The sequence below is a fragment of the Caldimonas thermodepolymerans genome (genome assembly GCF_015476235.1).
In the GTDB taxonomy this organism is placed as follows: domain Bacteria; phylum Pseudomonadota; class Gammaproteobacteria; order Burkholderiales; family Burkholderiaceae_C; genus Caldimonas; species Caldimonas thermodepolymerans.
Genome location: NZ_CP064338.1, coordinates 192,996 through 211,661 on the forward strand (window position 1 = coordinate 192,996; position 18,666 = coordinate 211,661).

Here is an 18,666-nt window from a genome sequence, read left to right on the forward strand (position 1 = left end):
GGCACCGGGCGGCCGGTGCGCCGGCCGCCGTCCCGACGATGGAGACGCCATGAGAGCCAGGCTTCCCACCTTGCTGCGCCGATGGACGGTCTACACCGCGCTGCTGCCGCTGGCGGCCACCGTGCTGCTGGCCTACATCGGCACGGTGGGCTGGTCGGTGTGGATCTCGCTGACCAGCTCGCGCACGCTGCCCACCGGCGCCTTCGTCGGCCTGGCGCAGTACGTCCGGCTGTTCGACACCGAGCGCTGGATCATCTCGCTGCACAACGTCGCCATCTTCGGGGTGCTGTTCATCCTCGCCTGCCTTGTCCTCGGCTTCCTGCTGGCGGTGTTCATCGACCAGCAGGTCATGGGCGAGGGCGTGCTGCGCACCGTGTTCCTGTATCCGTACGCGATGTCCTTCGTCGCCACCGGCCTGGCTTGGCAGTGGATCATGAACCCGGAGCTCGGGCTGCAGGCGACGCTGCGCGGCTTCGGCTGGGAGGCCTTCACCTTCGACTGGATCGTCAGCCAGGACAAGGTCATCTACGCGGTCGTGATCGCCGCGGTCTGGCAGGCCTCGGGCCTGGTGATGGCGCTGCTGCTGGCCGGGCTGCGCGGCATCGACGAGAGCCTGTGGAAGGCTGCGCGCATCGACGGCATCCCGCGCTGGCGCTACTACGTCAGCATCGTGCTGCCGATGCTGTGGCCGGCGTTCGCCACCGCCATCGTGCTGCTCGCGGTGGCGGTCGTGAAGGTCTACGACGTGGTCGTCGCGATGACCCAGGGCGGACCGGGCACCGCCAGCGAAGTGCCCGCCAAGTTCATCATGGACAACCTGTTCACCCGGGCCAACATCGGGCTGGCCTCGGCCGCCTCCACCGTCATGCTGCTGACCGTGCTGGCGCTGGCGGCCCCCTACCTGTATGCGCGCAGCCGCGCCGCGGCGCGGCGGGAGGCGGCCCGATGAGCGCCGCGCCTCCCACGGTCATGCGCCCCGCCACCGAGGCCCCTGCGTCCCGCACCGCGGTGCGGCCGGCGGTGCGCCGGCGCACGCGCTGGACCGCCGGGCGTGTCGGGCTGTACGTCTTCCTGCTGTCGGCGGCGGCGTTCTTCCTGCTGCCGCTGTACGTGATGCTGGTCACCTCGTTCAAGCCGATGGACGAGATCAGGCTCGGCAACATCTTCGCGTTGCCGACGCAGCCGACGGTCGAGCCGTGGATCACCGCGTGGTCGGCGGCCTGCACCGGGCTGCAGTGCGAAGGCATCCGCACCGGGTTCTGGAACTCGGTGGCGATCGTCGTGCCGAGCACGGTGCTGTCGATCCTGGCCGGTGCCGTCAACGGCTATGCGCTGTCGTTCTGGCGCCCGCGCGGCGGCGCGTGGCTGTTCGGCGTGCTGATGCTGGGCGCCTTCGTGCCCTACCAGGTGCTGATGTACCCGCTGGTGCGCGCCTTCGCCGGGCTGTCGCTGTACGGCACGCTGCCGGGCATCGTGCTCATCCACGTGATCTTCGGCATGCCGGTGATGACGCTGCTGTTCCGCAACTACTACGCCAGCCTGCCGATGGAGCTGTTCCACGCGGCGCGCGTGGACGGCGGCGGCTTCTGGCGCATCTTCTTCCAGCTGATGCTGCCGATGTCGGTGCCGATCGTCGTCGTGGCCGTGATCATGCAGGTCACCGGCATCTGGAACGACTTCATCCTCGGGCTGGTGTTCGCCGGCCGCGAGAACCTGCCGATGACGGTGCAGCTGAACAACATCATCAACACCACCACCGGCGAGCGCCTCTACAACGTGAACATGGCCGCCACCATCCTCACGTCGCTGGTGCCGCTGGCGGTGTACCTCTTCTCCGGGCGCTGGTTCGTGCGCGGCATCGCGGCCGGGGCGGTCAAGGGTTGAATCCAGCAGTCGGGAACGAAACGTACATGGCCAGCGTCTGCATCGAAGATCTCCAGGTCCGCATGGGCCCCGTGTCCATCCTCGAGAACCTGAACCTCAAGGTCGAGGAAGGCGAGTTCCTGGTGCTGCTCGGGCCCTCGGGCTGCGGCAAGTCCACCCTGCTGCACTCGATCGCGGGGCTGCTGGACGTGCACGCCGGGCGCATCGAGATCGCCGGCGAGGACGTCACCTGGGCCGATCCCAAGGACCGCTCGATCGGCATGGTGTTCCAGTCGTACGCGCTCTATCCGACCATGAGCGTGGAACGCAACATGTCGTTCGGGCTGCGCATCGCGGGCGTGCCCAAGGACGAGATCGCGCGGCGCGTGAAGCGCGCGGCCGAGATGCTGCACCTGGGCGACCTGCTGCACCGCAAGCCTTCGCAGCTGTCGGGCGGCCAGCGCCAGCGCGTGGCGATCGGCCGGGCACTGGTGCGCGAGGCCGCGGTGTTCCTGTTCGACGAGCCGCTGTCCAACCTCGATGCCAAGCTGCGCGCCGAGCTGCGCCGCGAGCTCAAGCAGCTGCACAAGGAGCTGCGCTCGACCATGATCTACGTCACCCACGACCAGGTCGAGGCGATGACGCTGGCCAGCCGCATCGCGGTGATGAAGGATGGCCGCATCCAGCAGATCGGCTCGCCGGCCGACGTCTACCACCAGCCGGCCAACATGTTCGTGGCCGGCTTCCTCGGTGCGCCGGGCATGAACTTCGTCGAAGGGCGGCTGGGCTTCGAAGGCGGGCGCGCCCGCTTCACGTCCGCCTGCGTGGAGGTGGACCTGGGCAGCTACCCGTTCCAGGCCGCGCCCCCTCACGGCGCGCAGGTCGTGCTCGGCATCCGGCCGGAGCACGTGATGCTGAAACCGGTCAACGGTGCGCAGACCGGCACCGCGCGGGTCGCGCTGGTCGAGCCGATGGGCGCGCACCTGGTGACCTGGCTCGATGCCCGTGGCCAGTCGATCGCGGTGCAGTCGGCGGCCGACCTGGACGTGCGGCCCGACCAGGTGGTCGGCTTCGAGATCGACGTGAGCAAGGTGTCCGTGTTCGACGCCGCGACGCAGCGGCGCCTGTAAGACGCAAGGAGGGAGTGCCGTCGGCACGGCAGTGACCGCAAGGGCGGCATCGATCGCCCGGCACGAGGCTGTGCCCGATGTGTAAACGTTTTCATCCGGACCGCCGGATTCGTGGGTGCCGCCTGCCCGGCGGCGCAGTTCTGTAGGAGGAGACCAAAGTGAGACTGTCTGACCTGATGCAGGCGCGCATGCGCGCCCCGAAGCGACGCCTGGTCGCAGGCGCTGCGCTGGCCCTGGCCGCTGCCGGAGCCGCCGCGCAGAACAACGTGTCGATCGAGTTCTCGGGCTATGCCCGCGCCGCCACCGGCGTCAACGCGCGCGGCGGCACCATGGTGTGCTTCCAGCTGCCCGGGGCCGACACCAAGTACCGTCTCGGCAACGAGTGCGACTACGTGATCGAGCCCAGCTTCGCCGCCAAGGTGGCGGAGATCGAGGGCGGCGGGCGCTGGTACGTGCACTTCATGCCCTCGGTCTACCGCGCCTGGGGCGACGAGGAAGCGGGCACCAGCGAGCTGACCGCGCGCTTCGGCCAGGCCTACGCCTACGGCCTGGGCATCCCGCAGCTGTCCAACGGCAAGGTCTGGGCCGGCCGGCGCTTCTACGACCGCGTGCAGCTGGGCATCAACGACCAGTTCCTCGAGAACCACGACGGCGACGGCGCCGGCATCGAGGACATGGAGCTGGGCATCGGCAAGTTCAGCTACGCCTTCCTGATGAACCCGCGCGCGCCGTCGGCGGTGGAGAACCGCTACGAGCACGCGTTCCGCTACACCGGCATCCCGACGCTGGCCAACAGCGAGCTGGCGGTGTACTTTGGCTACGCCAACACCACGTCCAGCAAGGACCAGTCGACCAACCCGCCCACGCCCAAGGCCGAGAAGAACGCCCACACCCGCCTGGGCCTGTACCACGTGACGCAGGGCACGCTGGGCGGCAGCACCTTCGTCGGCGCGAAGATCGAGCGGGCGGACGACTTCCGCCAGTGGCGCGCCGTGCTGCAGCAGACCGGCATGCTCGAGGGCATCCGCACTGGGTGGGACCTGATCGCCGAGTACCGCCTCAAGCGCGTCAACGGCGAGGACGAGAAGTGGTATTCGCTGGGCGGGCGCACCGACACCCACATCAGCGGGCCGTTCCGCGCACTGGTCGAGCTGGGCCATGACGTGATCAAGCCCGAAGGCGGCCCGACCCGCAACCTGACCAAGCTGACGCTGGCCGGGGCGATCTCGGCGGGCAACCTGCCCAGCTCGCGCCCGACGATCCGCCTGTTCTACACCTACGCGCGCTGGAACGACGCGGCGCAGGACGCGATCAACGCCGACACCGGCCTGGGCAGCTCGCGCCTGAGCCAGGTCTATGGCGACCGCAAGAGCGGCTCGTCGATCGGCGTGCAGTTCGAATCCTGGTGGTGAGGCCCCCCGGGGGGGTAGCGGTCAACACGACGGCAACCCGCGCGCGGGCTCCGGCAGGGCGCCGGCAGGGGAGGAGGAGGTGTCAGCGCCCTGGCTGGAGCCAGCGTACGAGGTCGCGGGCCGACATCGCACCGGTGCGGCGGTCGGTTTCCCGGCCGCCGCGCAACAGCAGCACGGTGGGGATGCTGCGGATGCGATGGCGGACCGCGGTCCGCGGGTTGTCGTCGCTGTTGAGCCTGGCGAACAGGGCCTGGCCCTTCAGCTCGCGCGCGGCCTGCTCGAACTGGGGCGCCATCATGCGGCAGGGCCCGCACCAGGGGGCCCACACGTCGACCACCACCGGCAGCTCGGTGGCGCCCACCACCGCGTCGAAGCTGGCGTCGTCGAGGTCGACCGGGTGGTCGGGCAGCAGCGCCTGCTTGCAGCGCCCGCAGACCGGGTCGTCCGCCAGGCGCGCATCGGGCACGCGGTTGACGGTGTGGCAACGGGCGCAGGCAATCAGCATCGGCGGTCCTTCCTGGCAGCACGGCCCCGCACAGCGTGGCCTGGTGCACATGTGCGTGCGCCGGTGGCGGGTTTCAAGGGCCGCGCGTTCAGTGCGCGTCGTCCTGCGCGGACAGCTGCTGCGCCACCGCCTCGCCCACGTGCTGCATGAAGTCGCGGATGCGTGCGGTGCGCCGCAGGTCGGGATGCGTCAGCAGCCACATCGGCGTGGCCAGGCCGGCGAGGTCGTTCGAGACCGCCACCAGCTCGGGTTCCTGCGCGCCGACGAAGGTCGGCAGCGCGCCCACGCCCAGCCCGGTGCGCAGCATCGCAGCCATCGAGTGGAACAGGTCCACGCGCAGGCGCACCCGTTCGGGCGGCACGTGGCCGCGCATCCAGCGCTGGTAGAAGGTGCCCGAGGCGTCGCGCTCGTAGCCGATCCACGGCAGCCCGTCGACCAGGTCCGCCAGCGGCAGCGGCTGCCGGGGCAGGCCGGGGGCACCCCGGCGCGCGTAGACGCGGAAGCGCACCGTGCCGAGCTGGCGTCCGACCAGGTGCTGCGGCACCTGCGTGCTGATGCGCAGCGCCACGTCGGCATCGCGCCGCGACAGGTCCACCAGCGCCATCGCCTCGGCCACCTCGACCTCGATGCCCGGGTGCGCCCGCGCGAAGGCCGCCAGCGGCTCCGGCAGCAGGTAGAGCATCGCGATGTACGAGGTGTTGAGCCGCACCGTGCCGGTCAGCTGCAGGTCGCGCCCGGCGATGCGCCGGGTCATCTCGTCGATCTGCGGCTGCATGCGCCGCGCCTGCGCGGCCAGCAGTTCGCCGGCCTCGGTGGGGGCGTAGCCCTGCCGGTGGCGGTCGAACAGCCGCGCCCCGAGCCGTCGCTCCAGGGCGTCGAGGCGGCGCAGCACGGTCGAGTGCTGCACGCCGAGCCGGCGCGCCGCCCCCGTCAGCGAGCCGGCCTCGGCGATCGCCAGTGCGTAGCGCAGGTCGTCCCAGTTCAGTGCGGAGGCGGGCGGCATTGTGCGTTCCTGCAGACCCGGTATGCCGATGTTCGCCTTGTTCGTGCATCCGCGCAAACCTACAGTGGGATCACCACGACACGGGAGCCTGCAATGCCCTTCGCCCACCTGCGCTACAGCGCCGACCCCGAACGGTCGGTCGCGCCCCACGAACTGGCCGACTGCGTCACCACGCTGACGGCTGCCCTGCTCGGCAAGCAGCCCGAGGTCACCGCGGTGCATCTGGAGCCGGTGCCGCCGGCACAGTGGTTCATCGGACGGCGCGCGCTGGACGCCCAGGCGCGGGCGAGCTACCAGCTGCGCATCTCGGTCACCGAAGGCACCAACACCAAGGACGAGAAGGCGCGCTACGTCGCGGCGGTACACGAGGCGATGCAGGGGCTGCTCGGCCCGCTGCATCCGGCGAGCTACGTGCTGGTCGACGAGGTGCGGGGCGACGCCTACGGCTACGGCGGGCTCACCCAGGAGCGCCGCTACGTCGAGGCGCAGCTCACAGCGGCAGCTCGGTGAAGTAGCGCCCGCCGTGGAACAGCAGCGGCGCCGCGTCCGGGCGGTGCGAGCAGCGCTCGACCTCGCCGACGAAGATGACGTGGTCGCCCTCCTCGTACTGGCTGCGGTTGAAGCACTCGAACACCGCGGCCGCGCCGTCGATGACCGGCACGCCGCAGGCGTTCTCCCGGTAGGCGACGCCGGCGAAGCGGTCGACGTGCTTGCTCGCGAAGCGCTCCGCGAGCGGCATCTGCTCGGCGGCCAGCACGTGGATCGCGTAGTGCGAGCCGCGCGCGAAGGCAGGCATGGAGCCGGCGCGGCGCGCCAGGCTCCACAGCACCAGCGGCGGCTCCAGCGACACCGAGTTGAAGGAATTGGCGGTCAGGCCGACGAGCCGGCCGTCGACGTCGCGCCCGGTCACGATGGTGACGCCGGTGGCGAACATGCCCAGGGCACGGCGGAACTCGAGGGAGGAAAAACTGGGGGCACTGGCCCGGCGCGGCGGATTCACGATCCGCATTATTCCGCGGACGCGATCGGCGTGCCGGCAGCCGGGTCTATGCGCGTGGCCGCCGGCGTGACGGATCAGGCAGGCCGGCCCAGCAGCGCGCCGAAGCGCCCGGCCGGCAGCGGCACGCCAAACAGGAAGCCCTGCGCCTCGTCGCAGCCGCGCTGCTTGAGGAAGTCCACCTGCTCGGGCGTCTCCACCCCTTCGGCGACCACGCGCAGCTGCAGGCTGCGCGCCAGCCCGATGATGGCGCTGACGATGATCGCGTCGTCGTCGTCGGTGCACAGGTCGTGCACGAAGGAGCGGTCGATCTTGAGCATGTCGACCGGGAAGCGCTTCAGGTAGGCCAGGCTCGAGTAGCCGGTGCCGAAGTCGTCGACCGAGATCCGGATGCCCAGCGCGTGCAGCTGGCCGAGGATGGACAGCGTCTCGCCGGTGTTGTGCATCAGCGTGGTCTCGGTGATCTCCAGCTCGAGCAGGTGCGGGGCCACGCCGGTCTCGTCCAGCACCGCGTGGACCATGGACAGCAGCTCCTGGTGGCGGAACTGGCGCGCCGAGAGGTTGACCGACACCGGCCGCACGTCCAGCCCCTGCGCCTGCCAGCGCTGCAGCTGCCGGCAGGCCTCGCGCAGCACCCAGGCGCCGATCGGCGCGATCAGCCCGCTTTCCTCGGCCAGCGGCACGAACTCGGTCGGGCTGACCTCGCCGCGCTGCGGGTGCTGCCAGCGCAGCAGCGCCTCGCAGGCGCACAGCGCGCCGGTGGCCAGCTCGTAGCGCGGCTGGTAGTGCAGCACGAGCTCGCCGCGCTCGATCGCGCGGTGCAGGTCGTTCTCCAGGCGCAGGCGCTGCGACGAGGAGGCGTCGGTGCGACCGCTGAAGAACTGGTAGCCGCGCCGGCCCTCGGCGCGCGCCTGGTACATCGCTGCGGCGGCCTGGGCGAGCAGCAGCTCGGGGGTGTCGCCGTGGTCGGGGTAGAGGCTGATGCCCAGCGTCGGTGTCACGCGCAGCTCCTGCGCGTCGACCTCGTAGGGGCGCGCCACCTCGTCGGCCACCCGCGCGGCCACCGGCGCGACGTCCTCGGCGCCGGCGATGTCCGGCAGCACCAGGACGAACTCGTCGCCGCCCAGGCGGGCCACCGTGTCGCGTGCCGGCACGCACTGGCGGATGCGCCGGGCGACCTGCTGCAGCAGCCGGTCGCCGGCGACGTGGCCGAGCGAGTCGTTGATGGTCTTGAAGCGCTCCAGGTTCATGAACACGACCGCGACCCCGCGCCCGCGTGCGGCCGCCTCGCGCAGCGCCTCGGCCAGGCGCAGCTCCAGCTGCCGCCGGTTGGGCAGCCCGGTCAGCGGGTCGTGCTCGGCCAGGTGCCGGACCTGGCTTTCGGCGCTTTCCCGCTCCTCGATCTCGCGGCGCAGCTGGGCGTAGGCCAGCGACAGCGCCTCGGTGCGCTCCTGCACCCGCTGCTCCAGCTCGCGCTGGGCCCGCTGCAGGGCGTCCAGGGCCTGCCGGTAGGCGCTGATGTCCTCGATGATCCAGACGGTGGGGCCGTCCCTGGGGTGCGCGGGGTCGATCGGCATCGCGCGCACCCGGGCCCAGAAGGTGCTGCCGTCGCGGCGGCGCATCGGGCGCTCGACCTCGAACGGCTGGCCGCGCGCCAGCGTGCGGGCGGCCAGGCGGCCGATCTCGGCGTAGTCCTCGGGGGTGGTCCAGACGGACTCGCCGGTGCGGTCGGTCAGCGCGCCGCGCGGCCAGCCGAACATCTGCTCGAAACGGCGGTTGGCGCGCTGGATGCGGCGGCCGCGGGTCACCGCGACCCCGACCGGAGCGTGGTCGAAGATCGCCTGGTACTCCAGCAGGGTCTGCTGCAAGGCAGCACCGCCCTGCGCCTCGGCAGGCGGGAAGGACTGCGGGAGACGGGGCGGGTCGGTGCTCATCGGCCAGCAGGACTGAGCGCGATTGTGCAACAGCCTCCGCGCCTGCGGCATGCCGGAAACCGGGGGGTGGCAGCGGTCCCGCAGGCCCGGCTCAGAGGATGCGCTGCGGGTGCGACAGGGCCTCGTGCGCGGCGTGCAGCCGGCGCACCAGCACCCCGATGAAGGCCTCGTTGAAGCGGCCACGGCAGGCCAGGCTCAGCTGGCCCAGCGTCTCCGGGGTGAACGAGATGGTCGTGATCGGCTCGATCGCGACCACGTCGGCGGTGCGCAGCCGGGTGTCCTTGCTCGGCGCGAGGTAGGCCATTTCCCCGACCAGCATGCCGGCCTTGAGCGTCTCGACCTTCTTGCCGTCGCGGTACACCTCGATCGCGCCCTGGGCGATGATGTGGAAGTCGCGCCCGCGCTCGCCGCGCTTCATCAGCTTGTGGCCGACCGGGAAGCGCTGCCAGCGCGCCTGGTGCACCACCTCCCACAGCTCGACGTCGTCGAAGTTGCGGAAGAAGTCCAGCTTGCGCAGCAGGTTGAAGCGCTCGGAATCGAGCACCACCTGCATGTTGCCGCGCGGCACGTGGCGGTTGGTGACCAGCGAGGCCAGCGCGTTGGCGAACTCCTCCCAGCTCTCGTAGCGGTGCTCGGGGCGCTTGTTGAGCGCGCGCATGATGACCTCGTCCACCGCCGGGTGCATGCTGTGGCGGCGCTCGCTGGGCGGCACCACCGGCGCGTGCAGGATGCGCTGGATCATCGCCGCCTGGGAGTCGGCCTCGACCGGCGGGTGGCCGGTGATCAGGTGGTACAGCACCGCGCCCAGCGCGTACATGTCCGACTGGGCGTTGAGTTGGCCGCCGTCGAGCTGCTCGGGCGACATGTAGGTCAGCGAGCCGACCCGGTGCACCTGGGTCACGTCGGCGCCCAGGTTCAGCACGCTGCCGAAGTCGCTGACCTTGACATCGGTCACGTGGCCGTTGACCTCCACGGTCAGCAGGTTGGCCGGCTTGATGTCGCGGTGGATCAGCCCCTGGCGGAACACGTAGTCCAGCGCCATCGCGCACTTGAAGCCGAGTTCGACGATCAGCTCCAGCGGCAGCAGCTGGTCGGCGCGGCAGTAGTTGCGCAGCGTGCTGCCGGGCACGTATTCCATCACCAGGTACTGCTCCTCCGGCTTGTCGGAGGCGTCGAAGATCTGCACCACGTGCGGGTGCTGCAGCCGGCCGACCAGGGCTGCCTCGGCGGCGAAGAAGCGCGAGTAGTAGCGCCCGTCGACCGGATCGCGCACCGCCGCATCGCGCACGCGCTTGACCGCGACGTCGCGGGCGCGGAACTCGTCGCGGCAGAGGAAGACCTCGCTGGTGGCGCCTTCGCCCAGCTTGCGCAGCACCCGGTAGTCACCGATGTGCGTGAAGGGGGCGACGGAGGCGTCGGGGGCAGTCATGCAGGAACACGGGGTGCGGGCGAAGCGCCCATCATTTCACCCCTGCCGGATGTCGGCAAGCCAACTAGGACGCGAAAAGTAGAATCGTCGCATGATTCGTGCCAAACAAGAACTCCTGCAGGCGCTCGCCGACGAGCTGGCCGCGCTCGCGCCCGGCCAGGCCCCCGTGGCCGCCTTCGAGAATCCCAAGCAGGCCGCCCACGGCGACCTGGCCTGCACCTCGGCGATGCAGCTCGCCAAGCCGCTGAAGAAGAACCCGCGCGAACTGGCGCAGACGCTGGTCGAGCGGCTCGGCCAGCGCGAGGCCTTCCAGCGCTGGGTCGAGAGCATGGAGATCGCCGGGCCCGGGTTCATCAACCTGCGCCTCAAGCCGGCCGCCAAGCAGCAGGTCGTCGCCGAGGTGCTCGCCGCCGGCGACGGCTTCGGCCGCCAGCCGTCCAACGGCCGGCGCGTGATGGTGGAATTCGTCTCGGCCAACCCGACCGGCCCGCTGCACGTGGGCCACGGCCGCCAGGCGGCGCTGGGGGATGCGATCTGCAACCTGTTCGAGGCGCAGGGCTGGGACGTCACCCGCGAGTTCTACTACAACGACGCGGGCGTGCAGATCGGCAACCTGGCGCTGTCGGTGCAGGCGCGCCTGAAGGGCCTCAAGCCCGGCGACCCCGGCTGGCCCGAGGCGGCCTACAACGGCGAGTACATCGCCGACATCGCCGCCGACTTCGCCGCGAAGAAGACCGTCAAGGCCGACGACCGCGAGTTCACCGCCTCCGGCGACCCGGAGGACCTGGACGGCATCCGCCAGTTCGCCGTCGCCTACCTGCGCCACGAGCAGGACCTGGACCTGCAGGCCTTCGGCGTGAAGTTCGACAACTACTTCCTCGAATCGAGCCTGTACACCAGCGGCCGGGTCGAGCAGACCGTGCAGCGCCTGGTCGACGCCGGCAAGACCTACGAGCAGGACGGCGCGCTGTGGCTGCGCACCACCGAGTACGGCGACGACAAGGACCGCGTGATGCGCAAGTCCGACGGCACCTACACCTACTTCGTGCCGGACGTGGCCTACCACATCAACAAGTGGGAACGCGGCTTCACCAAGGTGGTGAACATCCAGGGCTCCGACCACCACGGCACGATCGCGCGGGTGCGCGCCGGCCTGCAGGCCGCGGGCGTCGGCATCCCGGCCGGGTACCCCGACTACGTGCTGCACAAGATGGTCACCGTGATGAAGGGCGGCCAGGAGGTCAAGATCTCCAAGCGTGCCGGCTCCTACGTCACGCTGCGCGACCTGATCGAGTGGACCAGCCGCGATGCGGTGCGCTTCTTCCTGATCAGCCGCAAGGCCGACACCGAGTTCGTGTTCGACGTCGACCTGGCGCTGGAACAGGACAACGCCAACCCGGTCTATTACGTGCAGTACGCGCACGCGCGCATCTGCTCGGTGATCCGCAACTGGCAGAGCGACCACGGCGGCGATCCGGCGACGCTGGCCTCGGCCGACCTGTCGCACCTGGTGCAGCCGGCCGAGGCGGCGCTGATGCTCAAGCTGGCCGAGTTCCCGGCCGTGCTCAAGAGCGCTGCCGACAGCCTGGCGCCGCACGACGTCGCGTTCTACCTGCGCGAGGTCGCCAGCGCCTACCACACCTACTACGCGGAAGTGCGCTTCCTGGTGGAGGACGCCGAGCTGACGCGCGCGCGCATGGCGCTGCTGACGGCCACCAAGCAGGTGCTGCGCAACGGGCTGGCGATCCTCGGGGTCGGTGCGCCCGAGAAAATGTGAGCACAATCGCGACTCGTGTCATGCGGCCCGTGGCCCGTGAGGCGGCTTCGTTCACAGGAAAGAGCAGATGAAACAGCAACGCGGCGGCTTCTTCCTCGGCATGATCGTCGGCCTGCTCGTCGGGCTGGCGCTGGCGCTGGGGGTTGCGCTTTACGTCACCAAGGTGCCGGTGCCTTTCGTCAACAAGGTGCCCTCGCGCACCGCGGAGCAGGACGCGGCCGAAGCCGAGCGCAACCGCAACTGGGATCCGAACGCCTCCCTGCAGGGCCGTGCCGCCAGCCGGCCCGCCGCCACGCCGCCGGCGCAGCCCGCGCTGCCGGCGGCCTCGGCCGCCCTGCCCCCGGGCCTGCGCTCGGTGCGTCCGGCCGAGCCGCCCGTGGCGACGGCGCCTTCCTCGACGCGCGACCCGGAGGCCATCCTCTCCGGCCGCGCCGACCCGGCGCTGGCCTTCTTCGTGCAGGCCGGCGCCTATGCCCGCATGGAAGAGGCCGAGCAGCAGCGCGCCCGCCTGGCGATGCTGGGGTTCGGCGCGCGCATCACCGAGCGCGAGCAGGGCGGGCGCGTGGTCTACCGCGTGCGCCTGGGCCCGTACAACACCCAGGCCGAGGCCGACGCCGCGCGCGAGAAGCTGACCGACAGCGGCATCGAGGCCGCGCTGGTGCGCGTGCAGCGCTGAGCGCCCGCCGCAGCCCCCGCGTGCCACACTGTGCCGCCTGGCGACATTTCTGCTGAGCGAGGACCGTCCATGAAACGTCGTGAATTCACCGCCGGTCTCGGAGCCTGCCTGGGTGCGCTGCTGGCCGCACCGTCCGTGCGGGCGCAGGTGCCGCAGCCCGGGCGCGAGTACATGGTGCTGAACCCGCCGCTGCGCACGCTGGGCGCCGGGCGGATCGACGTGGTCGAGTTCTTCTGGTACGGCTGCCCGCACTGCAACCGCTTCGAGCCGCTGGTCGACCGGTGGAAGCGGCAGCTGCCCGACGACGTCAGCTTCCGCCGCGTGCCGGTGGCCCTGCGCGACGCCTACGTCGTGCACCAGCGCCTGTACTACGCGCTGGAGGCGCTGGGCCGGGTCGACGACCTGCACCGCAAGGTGTTCGACGCGATCCACCGCGACCGCCGGCCGCTCAACACCGAGGCCGAGCAGGCCGCCTTCGCGGCCGAGCACGGCATCGAGCGCGAGCAGTACGTCGAGGCCTACCGCTCCGACGACGTCGAGACCCGCGCGCGCCATGCCCGCGAACTGTGGTCCCGCTACCGGATCGACGGCGTGCCGGCGATCGGCGTGGCCGGCCGCTACTGGACCTCGGGCGGCCTGACCAACTCGCCCGAGCGCACGCTCGAGGTGGCCGACCACCTGATCGGGCTGGCGCGCCAGCAGCAGTGAAAGGGGCGCAGCGGTGCGGAAGTTGGCACCGCGCGGCCCCATCCCCTTCCTCCTCGCGTTCCACCGGCAGGCCGGCCGGGTAGAATGGGACGCGAACTGCAAGTTTCATGCCTCATGATCCACCTGTTTGAGCGCCCCGGCGCCTCTGTCCTCCGTTGCCTGCCGCAGCCCCGCGCGGCGGCCCTGGGCCTGGCCCTGGGGCTCGCGCTGGCGGTGCCGCAGGCGCTGGCGGAGCGGGCGGATCGCGACATGCCGCTGAACTTCTCCGCCGACGCGCTGCGCTACGACGATGCCCGGCAGATCAACGTGCTGACCGGCAACGTCGAGATCACCAAGGGCACGATGACCATGCGCGCCGCGCGCGTCGAGGTGCGGCAGACGCCCGAGGGGCACCAGTGGGCCGTGGCGATCGGCGCGGCCGGCAAGCCGGCGCACTACCGGCAGAAGCGCGACCGGGTCGACGAATACATCGAGGGCGAGGCCGAGCGCATCGAGTACGACGGCCGCACCGACACGCTCAGGCTGGTCGGTGCCGCGGTGGTGCGCCGCTACGTGGGCACCACGCTGAGCGACGAGATCCGGGGGCAGACCATCACCTACGACAACGTCGCCGAGGTGTTCTCGGTGGCCGGCGGCAGCAGCGCCGACGGGGGCGGGCGCGTCAGCGGCACGCTGTCGCCGCGCGGCTCGGCCGGCACCCCCGCGCCGGCGGCTTCCGACGCGCAGGAGCAGCCATGAGCGCCGTCGTGTCCGAGTCCGGCCCCAGCCGGCTCGAAGCCCGGGGCCTGCAGAAGACCTACGGCGCCCGCAAGGTGGTCAAGAACGTGCACCTGTCGGTGCGCAGCGGCGAGGTCGTCGGGCTGCTCGGTCCCAACGGCGCGGGCAAGACCACCAGCTTCTACATGATCGTCGGCCTGGTGCGCGCCGATGCCGGCGAGATCACGCTGGACGGGCGCAACGTCGAGCGCCTGCCGATCCACGAGCGCTCGCGCCTGGGCCTGAGCTACCTGCCGCAGGAAGCCTCGATCTTCCGCAAGCTGACGGTGGCCGAGAACATCCGCGCGGTGCTGGAGCTGCAGCACGGCCCCGACGGCCGGCCGCTGTCGCGCGAGGCGATCGAGCAGCGCCTCAACGGCCTGCTGCACGACCTGAGCATCGAGAAGCTGCGCCACACGCCCGCCCCGGCGCTGTCCGGCGGCGAGCGCCGGCGCGTCGAGATCGCGCGGGCGCTGGCGACCCAGCCGCGCTTCATCCTGCTCGACGAGCCGTTCGCCGGCGTCGACCCGATCGCGGTCATCGAGATCCAGCGCATCATCAATTTCCTGAAGGCGCGCGGCATCGGCGTGCTGATCACCGACCACAACGTGCGCGAGACGCTGGGCATCTGCGACCACGCCTACATCATCAGCGAGGGCCAGGTGCTGGCCGAAGGCACGCCGGCGGACATCGTCGAGAACCCTGACGTGCGCAAGGTCTACCTCGGCGAGCACTTCCGCATGTAAGGCCGCGTGATGAACACACCATGAGCGGCATGAAACCCTCCCTGCAGGTCCGTCTTTCGCAGCATCTGGCGCTGACGCCGCAGCTGCAGCAGTCGATCCGGCTGCTGCAGCTGTCCACGCTCGAACTCCACCAGGAGGTCGAGCAGATGCTCGAACAGAACCCGTTCCTCGAACCCGACGAGGACTACGCCGCCGAACCCGCGCTGGCCGCGCCCGAGCGTCCGCTGACGCGCGAGGAGCGCGCCGCGGCCGATGCCGAACAGGCCGGCGCCGACAGCTTCGATGCGGCCGAGGCCGCGCCCACGCTGGACACGGTCGAGCTGGGCGCCACCGAGCGCGACGACTGGGAGAACGGCACCGAGCGCGACGACTTCGACGGCATCCGCGAGACGCCCAGCACGCGCAACGGGGCGGTCGACGACGACGACCTCGACCCGATCGACCGCGCCTCGCCCGGCATCACGCTGCAGGACCACCTGCGCCAGCAGCTGCTCGGCATGCGCCTGGCGCCCGAGGACGCCGCGGCGGTGATGGTGCTGATCGAGTCCCTCGACGAGGACGGCTACCTCGCCGACCCGCTGGAGGAGATCGCCGAGCGCCTGCTGGACGGCAACGACGATCCGGAGGCGCGCGAGGACCTGCTCGAGCGCCTGCGCTGCGCGCTCAAGTGGCTGCAGAACATGGAGCCCACCGGCGTGGGCGCGCGCAGCCTGTCCGAGTGCCTGTGCCTGCAGCTGCGCGCGATGGAGCGCAGCGAGGCGCAGATCATCGCGCTGATGATCTGCAAGGACCACCTCGAGGCGCTGGCGCGGCGCGACGTCAAGAAGCTGATGGCCGCCACCGGCGCCGACGAGGAGCTGCTGCGCCAGGCGCAGGCGCTGATCGTCTCGCTGGAACCCAAGCCGGGCCGGCCGTTCACGCGCGCCGAGGCCAACGTGATCGTGCCGGACGTGATCGTGCAGAAGTCCGGGCGCGGCTGGAAGGTGGTGCTCAACCCGGACGTGATGCCTAAGCTGCGCATCAACGACCTGTACGCGCAGGCGCTCAAGCAGCAGCGCAGCAGCGACAGCGGCCAGGCCCTGAGCGCGCGGCTGCAGGAGGCGCGCTGGTTCATGAAGAACATCCAGCAGCGCTTCGAGACCATCCAGCGCGTCTCGCAGGCCATCGTCGAGCGGCAGAAGAACTTCTTCAGCCACGGCGAGATCGCGATGAAGCCGCTGGTGCTGCGCGAGATCGCCGACGAGCTGGGCCTGCACGAATCGACCATCTCGCGCGTGACCACCGCCAAGTACATGGCCACGCCGTTCGGCACCTTCGAGCTGAAGTACTTCTTCGGCTCCTCGCTCAACACCGACGCGGGCGGCAACGCGTCGAGCACCGCGGTGCGCGCGCTGATCAAGCAGCTGGTCAGCGCCGAGGACCCGAAGAAGCCACTGTCGGACAGCCAGATCAGCCAGCTGCTCGAGGAGCAGGGCATCCAGGTGGCGCGCCGCACGGTGGCCAAGTACCGCGAGGCCCTGAAGATCGCGCCGGCCAATCTCCGCAAGAGCATCTGATGGCCCACCCCGTACGGCCCTTCGGTCGCCGCCGGGCCGGCGCAAGCCGCCTGCATCCAGCGCGCCGGCCCGGCAGCCAGGGGGCATGTGCGCCAGGTGCCGCACGGGCAACGATCCCGCGAGTCGGTGACCGGCGCCAGGACATGACGGTTCTTCTGCATGCACGTACCACTCTTTGACTTGTTCCTGCCCTGCGCGGGAGGCGTCGAGGCGCTGCTCGCCGACGAGGCGATGGCCATCCTCGGGCCCGGGACTAGCGGCACGCTGGAGCGCGGCGGCATCGCCCTGCGGGGCGATGCGCGCGCGGTGATGGCGCTCAACCTGGAAAGCCGGCTCGCGCAGCGCGTGCTGGTGCGGGTGGCCCACGGGCGCTACCGCAGCGAGGACGACCTCTACGCGCTGGCGCGCCAGGTGCCGTGGCAGGCCTGGATCAGCCCCCGGGACACCTTCAAGGTCGACGTGACCGCGCAGCGCTCGCCGCTGCGCAGCCTGAACTTCGCGGCGCTGCGCATCAAGGACGCGCTGTGCGACGTGATGCGCGAGGAGGCGGGCGAGCGCCCCGACGTGGACACGCGCCGCCCGCTGCTGCGCGTGATGCTGCACCTGACCGAGGACCACGCGACGCTGTACGCCGACACCTCGGGCGAGCGGCTGTTCAAGCGCGGCTGGCGCGAGGACAAGGGCGAGGCGCCGCTGAAGGAGACGCTGGCCGCCGCGATGCTGGCCGCGGCCGGCTGGAAAGGCCGGCCCGACCAGGGCGGCGCGCTGCTGGACCCCTGCTGCGGCTCCGGCACCATCGCGATCGAGGCGGCGCAGATCGCCTGCGGCATTGCGCCGGGGCTGCGGCGCGCCTTCGCGTTCGAGCGGCTGGCGCCGTTCGCCGGGCCGCAGGTGCGCGCCCAGTGGGCCGAGCTGAAGCGGCAGGCGCGCGAGCGCGTGCATGCCCCCGCGGTGCCGGTGTACGCCAGCGACGTGGCGTTCCGCATGGTCGACTTCGCGCGCCGCAACGCCGAGCGCGCGGGCGTGGCGCACGCGATCGAGCTGCACGGCGGCGACGTGCTGCAGCGGCCGGCGCCCGCGCTGCCGCCGGGCCTGCACGGCACGCTGGTGATGAACCCGCCCTACGGCGAGCGCATCGCCGTGCGCGGCAGCGTGGCGCGCAGCGTCGACGAGACGGGCATGGCCGACGACTTCTTCCCCCGGCTGGCGGCGCACTGGAAGCGCCACTTCGGCGGCTGGACCGCCTGGGTGCTCAGCCCCGACATGAAGCTGCCCTCGCGCATGCGCCTGAAGGAAAGCCGGCGCGTGCCGCTGTGGAACGGGCCGATCGAGTGCCGGCTGTTCCGCTTCGACATCGTCGCCGGCCGCATGCGCGACGACTGAGCGCTCAGCCGCGCAGGTAGCGGCGCACGATGGCCACGCTGTAGCGGCTCGCGATCTCGCGGATGAAGGCGTTGAAGTCCAGGTGCGCGCTGTCGTCGGCGCGGTCCGAGATGGTGCGCATCACCGCGCAGGGCACGCCGAGGTCGTGGCAGACCTGGGCCACCGCGGCGCCTTCCATCTCCACCGCCAGCGCATCGGGCAGCGCCGCGCGCAGCGCGCCGCTTTCCGCCGCGGTGCTGACGAAGCGGTCGCCGCTGATGATCAGCCCGCGGTGCACCGCGGGCGACGCGATGCCGAACCCGGCCAGCGCCTGCGCGCCCAGGTGCGTGTCCGCGTGCGCCAGCACGTCGGCGGCGGCCGCGCGCAGCCGCTCGCTCATCGCGGCGTCGGCCTCGAAGCGCGAGCGGCCGTACAGCGGCACCTCCCAGCGCGGGAAGATCGGCGAGGCGTCCATGTCGTGCTGCAGCAGGGCATCAGCGACCACCACGTCGCCCACGCGTACGCCCGCGCCCAGGCCGCCGGCCACGCCGGTGAACAGCAGCGCGTCCACGCCGTAGCGCTCGACCAGCAGCGTGGCGGTGGTCGCGGCGGCGACCTTGCCGATGCGCGACAGCACCGCGACCACCTCGCGGCCTTCCAGATGCCCGACCCAGAACTCGCGCCCGGCGACGGTGTCCTTCTGCTCGTCCGGCATCGACGCCAGCAGCGCGGCCAGTTCCTCGTGCATGGCCGCCATGATCGCGATGCGACCCATCGGATTCCTTTCCTTTTTCGTGCCTGCCAATGGAAAC

At 71.1% G+C, this 18,666-nt stretch carries 18 protein-coding genes; 12 read left to right on the forward strand and 6 right to left on the reverse strand.

What is annotated here, in order from left to right; all coding sequences use genetic code 11:
• Window positions 1-49 precede the first annotated feature (49 nt).
• The 4 genes from IS481_RS00945 (at window position 50) to IS481_RS00960 (ending at window position 4,405) form a co-directional block, all read left to right on the forward strand.
• A complete protein-coding gene (locus IS481_RS00945; RefSeq protein WP_104357411.1) occupies window positions 50-949 on the forward strand; it encodes a carbohydrate ABC transporter permease in 900 nt (299 codons plus the stop codon).
• Window positions 950-969: 20 nt separating this feature from the next.
• Entirely contained in the window at window positions 970-1,884 is a 915-nt protein-coding gene (locus IS481_RS00950; RefSeq protein WP_104357412.1) for a carbohydrate ABC transporter permease, read from the forward strand.
• A 26-nt stretch (window positions 1,885-1,910) separates the two neighbouring features.
• Window positions 1,911-2,993 carry an ABC transporter ATP-binding protein gene (locus tag IS481_RS00955; RefSeq protein ID WP_104357413.1) on the forward strand — a complete coding sequence of 361 codons (1,083 nt, stop codon included), beginning with the start codon at window positions 1,911-1,913 and terminating at the stop codon, window positions 2,991-2,993.
• A gap of 158 nt (window positions 2,994-3,151) precedes the next feature.
• The gene (locus tag IS481_RS00960; RefSeq protein ID WP_132765804.1) at window positions 3,152-4,405 is read left to right on the forward strand and encodes a carbohydrate porin; all 1,254 of its coding nucleotides are present in this window, start codon (window positions 3,152-3,154) and stop codon (window positions 4,403-4,405) included.
• Between the two features lie 82 nt (window positions 4,406-4,487).
• Here IS481_RS00960 and trxC read toward each other — a convergent pair whose 3' ends face one another.
• Together trxC and IS481_RS00970 are read right to left on the reverse strand one after the other, a co-directional pair.
• Window positions 4,488-4,910, reverse strand: coding sequence for a thioredoxin TrxC (trxC, locus tag IS481_RS00965; protein WP_104357415.1), 423 nt, complete (start codon window positions 4,908-4,910; stop codon window positions 4,488-4,490).
• A gap of 88 nt (window positions 4,911-4,998) precedes the next feature.
• Entirely contained in the window at window positions 4,999-5,913 is a 915-nt protein-coding gene (locus IS481_RS00970) for a LysR family transcriptional regulator (RefSeq protein ID WP_170067458.1), read from the reverse strand.
• Between the two features lie 93 nt (window positions 5,914-6,006).
• Here IS481_RS00970 and IS481_RS00975 point away from each other — a divergent pair, with 93 nt between their 5' ends.
• The gene (locus tag IS481_RS00975; RefSeq protein ID WP_104357485.1) at window positions 6,007-6,423 is read left to right on the forward strand and encodes a tautomerase family protein; all 417 of its coding nucleotides are present in this window, start codon (window positions 6,007-6,009) and stop codon (window positions 6,421-6,423) included.
• On the opposite strand, the gene IS481_RS00980 is transcribed toward IS481_RS00975, so the two are convergent.
• The 3 genes from IS481_RS00980 to IS481_RS00990 all read right to left on the reverse strand — a co-directional run bounded on the left by IS481_RS00980 (window position 6,404) and on the right by IS481_RS00990 (window position 10,273).
• Window positions 6,404-6,922, reverse strand: coding sequence for a flavin reductase family protein (locus IS481_RS00980; RefSeq protein WP_194963325.1), 519 nt, complete (start codon window positions 6,920-6,922; stop codon window positions 6,404-6,406). The two genes, IS481_RS00975 and IS481_RS00980, sit on opposite strands and share 20 nt — an antisense overlap.
• A gap of 65 nt (window positions 6,923-6,987) precedes the next feature.
• Complete coding sequence (locus IS481_RS00985) at window positions 6,988-8,844, reverse strand: putative bifunctional diguanylate cyclase/phosphodiesterase (protein WP_170067459.1); 1,857 nt, start codon at window positions 8,842-8,844, stop codon at window positions 6,988-6,990.
• Between the two features lie 91 nt (window positions 8,845-8,935).
• The gene (locus IS481_RS00990; protein WP_104357418.1) at window positions 8,936-10,273 is read right to left on the reverse strand and encodes a serine/threonine-protein kinase; all 1,338 of its coding nucleotides are present in this window, start codon (window positions 10,271-10,273) and stop codon (window positions 8,936-8,938) included.
• A 91-nt stretch (window positions 10,274-10,364) separates the two neighbouring features.
• Between IS481_RS00990 and argS the strand changes: the two genes are divergently transcribed.
• From argS to IS481_RS01025, 7 genes are all read left to right on the forward strand, one after another.
• Complete coding sequence (argS, locus tag IS481_RS00995) at window positions 10,365-12,050, forward strand: arginine--tRNA ligase (RefSeq protein WP_104357419.1); 1,686 nt, start codon at window positions 10,365-10,367, stop codon at window positions 12,048-12,050.
• Between the two features lie 67 nt (window positions 12,051-12,117).
• Entirely contained in the window at window positions 12,118-12,726 is a 609-nt protein-coding gene (locus tag IS481_RS01000; protein WP_104357420.1) for an SPOR domain-containing protein, read from the forward strand.
• Window positions 12,727-12,795: 69 nt separating this feature from the next.
• Window positions 12,796-13,434 (forward strand): thiol:disulfide interchange protein DsbA/DsbL, encoded by a 639-nt coding sequence (locus IS481_RS01005; RefSeq protein ID WP_104357421.1) that lies wholly within the window; start codon window positions 12,796-12,798, stop codon window positions 13,432-13,434.
• 114 nt (window positions 13,435-13,548) lie between these two features.
• Entirely contained in the window at window positions 13,549-14,172 is a 624-nt protein-coding gene (gene lptA, locus IS481_RS01010) for a lipopolysaccharide transport periplasmic protein LptA (RefSeq protein WP_104357422.1), read from the forward strand.
• Complete coding sequence (gene lptB, locus IS481_RS01015; RefSeq protein WP_104357423.1) at window positions 14,169-14,936, forward strand: LPS export ABC transporter ATP-binding protein; 768 nt, start codon at window positions 14,169-14,171, stop codon at window positions 14,934-14,936. Before lptA ends, lptB begins: the two co-directional genes overlap by 4 nt.
• Before the next feature lie 29 nt (window positions 14,937-14,965).
• Complete coding sequence (locus tag IS481_RS01020; RefSeq protein WP_104357487.1) at window positions 14,966-16,492, forward strand: RNA polymerase factor sigma-54; 1,527 nt, start codon at window positions 14,966-14,968, stop codon at window positions 16,490-16,492.
• A gap of 159 nt (window positions 16,493-16,651) precedes the next feature.
• Window positions 16,652-17,875, forward strand: coding sequence for a THUMP domain-containing class I SAM-dependent RNA methyltransferase (locus IS481_RS01025; protein WP_104357424.1), 1,224 nt, complete (start codon window positions 16,652-16,654; stop codon window positions 17,873-17,875).
• Between the two features lie 4 nt (window positions 17,876-17,879).
• Here IS481_RS01025 and IS481_RS01030 read toward each other — a convergent pair whose 3' ends face one another.
• Window positions 17,880-18,629: a 5'-methylthioadenosine/adenosylhomocysteine nucleosidase gene (locus IS481_RS01030; protein WP_104357425.1), complete on the reverse strand. Its 750-nt coding sequence runs from the start codon at window positions 18,627-18,629 to the stop codon at window positions 17,880-17,882.
• Window positions 18,630-18,666 lie beyond the last annotated feature (37 nt).

What these genes read in the sequence shown, in the direction of transcription:
- IS481_RS00945 (WP_104357411.1), top strand. Translation starts at nt 50, where the DNA reads ATGAGAGCCAGGCTTCCCACCTTGCTGCGCCGATGGACGGTCTACACC.
- IS481_RS00950 (WP_104357412.1), top strand. Translation starts at nt 970, where the DNA reads ATGCGCCCCGCCACCGAGGCCCCTGCGTCCCGCACCGCGGTGCGGCCG.
- IS481_RS00955 (WP_104357413.1), top strand. Translation starts at nt 1,911, where the DNA reads ATGGCCAGCGTCTGCATCGAAGATCTCCAGGTCCGCATGGGCCCCGTG.
- trxC (WP_104357415.1), bottom strand. Translation starts at nt 4,910, where the DNA reads ATGCTGATTGCCTGCGCCCGTTGCCACACCGTCAACCGCGTGCCCGAT.
- IS481_RS00970 (WP_170067458.1), bottom strand. Translation starts at nt 5,913, where the DNA reads ATGCCGCCCGCCTCCGCACTGAACTGGGACGACCTGCGCTACGCACTG.
- IS481_RS00975 (WP_104357485.1), top strand. Translation starts at nt 6,007, where the DNA reads ATGCCCTTCGCCCACCTGCGCTACAGCGCCGACCCCGAACGGTCGGTC.
- IS481_RS00980 (WP_194963325.1), bottom strand. Translation starts at nt 6,922, where the DNA reads ATGCGGATCGTGAATCCGCCGCGCCGGGCCAGTGCCCCCAGTTTTTCC.
- IS481_RS00985 (WP_170067459.1), bottom strand. Translation starts at nt 8,844, where the DNA reads ATGAGCACCGACCCGCCCCGTCTCCCGCAGTCCTTCCCGCCTGCCGAG.
- IS481_RS00990 (WP_104357418.1), bottom strand. Translation starts at nt 10,273, where the DNA reads ATGACTGCCCCCGACGCCTCCGTCGCCCCCTTCACGCACATCGGTGAC.
- argS (WP_104357419.1), top strand. Translation starts at nt 10,365, where the DNA reads ATGATTCGTGCCAAACAAGAACTCCTGCAGGCGCTCGCCGACGAGCTG.
- IS481_RS01000 (WP_104357420.1), top strand. Translation starts at nt 12,118, where the DNA reads ATGAAACAGCAACGCGGCGGCTTCTTCCTCGGCATGATCGTCGGCCTG.
- IS481_RS01005 (WP_104357421.1), top strand. Translation starts at nt 12,796, where the DNA reads ATGAAACGTCGTGAATTCACCGCCGGTCTCGGAGCCTGCCTGGGTGCG.
- lptA (WP_104357422.1), top strand. Translation starts at nt 13,549, where the DNA reads ATGATCCACCTGTTTGAGCGCCCCGGCGCCTCTGTCCTCCGTTGCCTG.
- lptB (WP_104357423.1), top strand. Translation starts at nt 14,169, where the DNA reads ATGAGCGCCGTCGTGTCCGAGTCCGGCCCCAGCCGGCTCGAAGCCCGG.
- IS481_RS01020 (WP_104357487.1), top strand. Translation starts at nt 14,966, where the DNA reads ATGAAACCCTCCCTGCAGGTCCGTCTTTCGCAGCATCTGGCGCTGACG.
- IS481_RS01025 (WP_104357424.1), top strand. Translation starts at nt 16,652, where the DNA reads ATGCACGTACCACTCTTTGACTTGTTCCTGCCCTGCGCGGGAGGCGTC.
- IS481_RS01030 (WP_104357425.1), bottom strand. Translation starts at nt 18,629, where the DNA reads ATGGGTCGCATCGCGATCATGGCGGCCATGCACGAGGAACTGGCCGCG.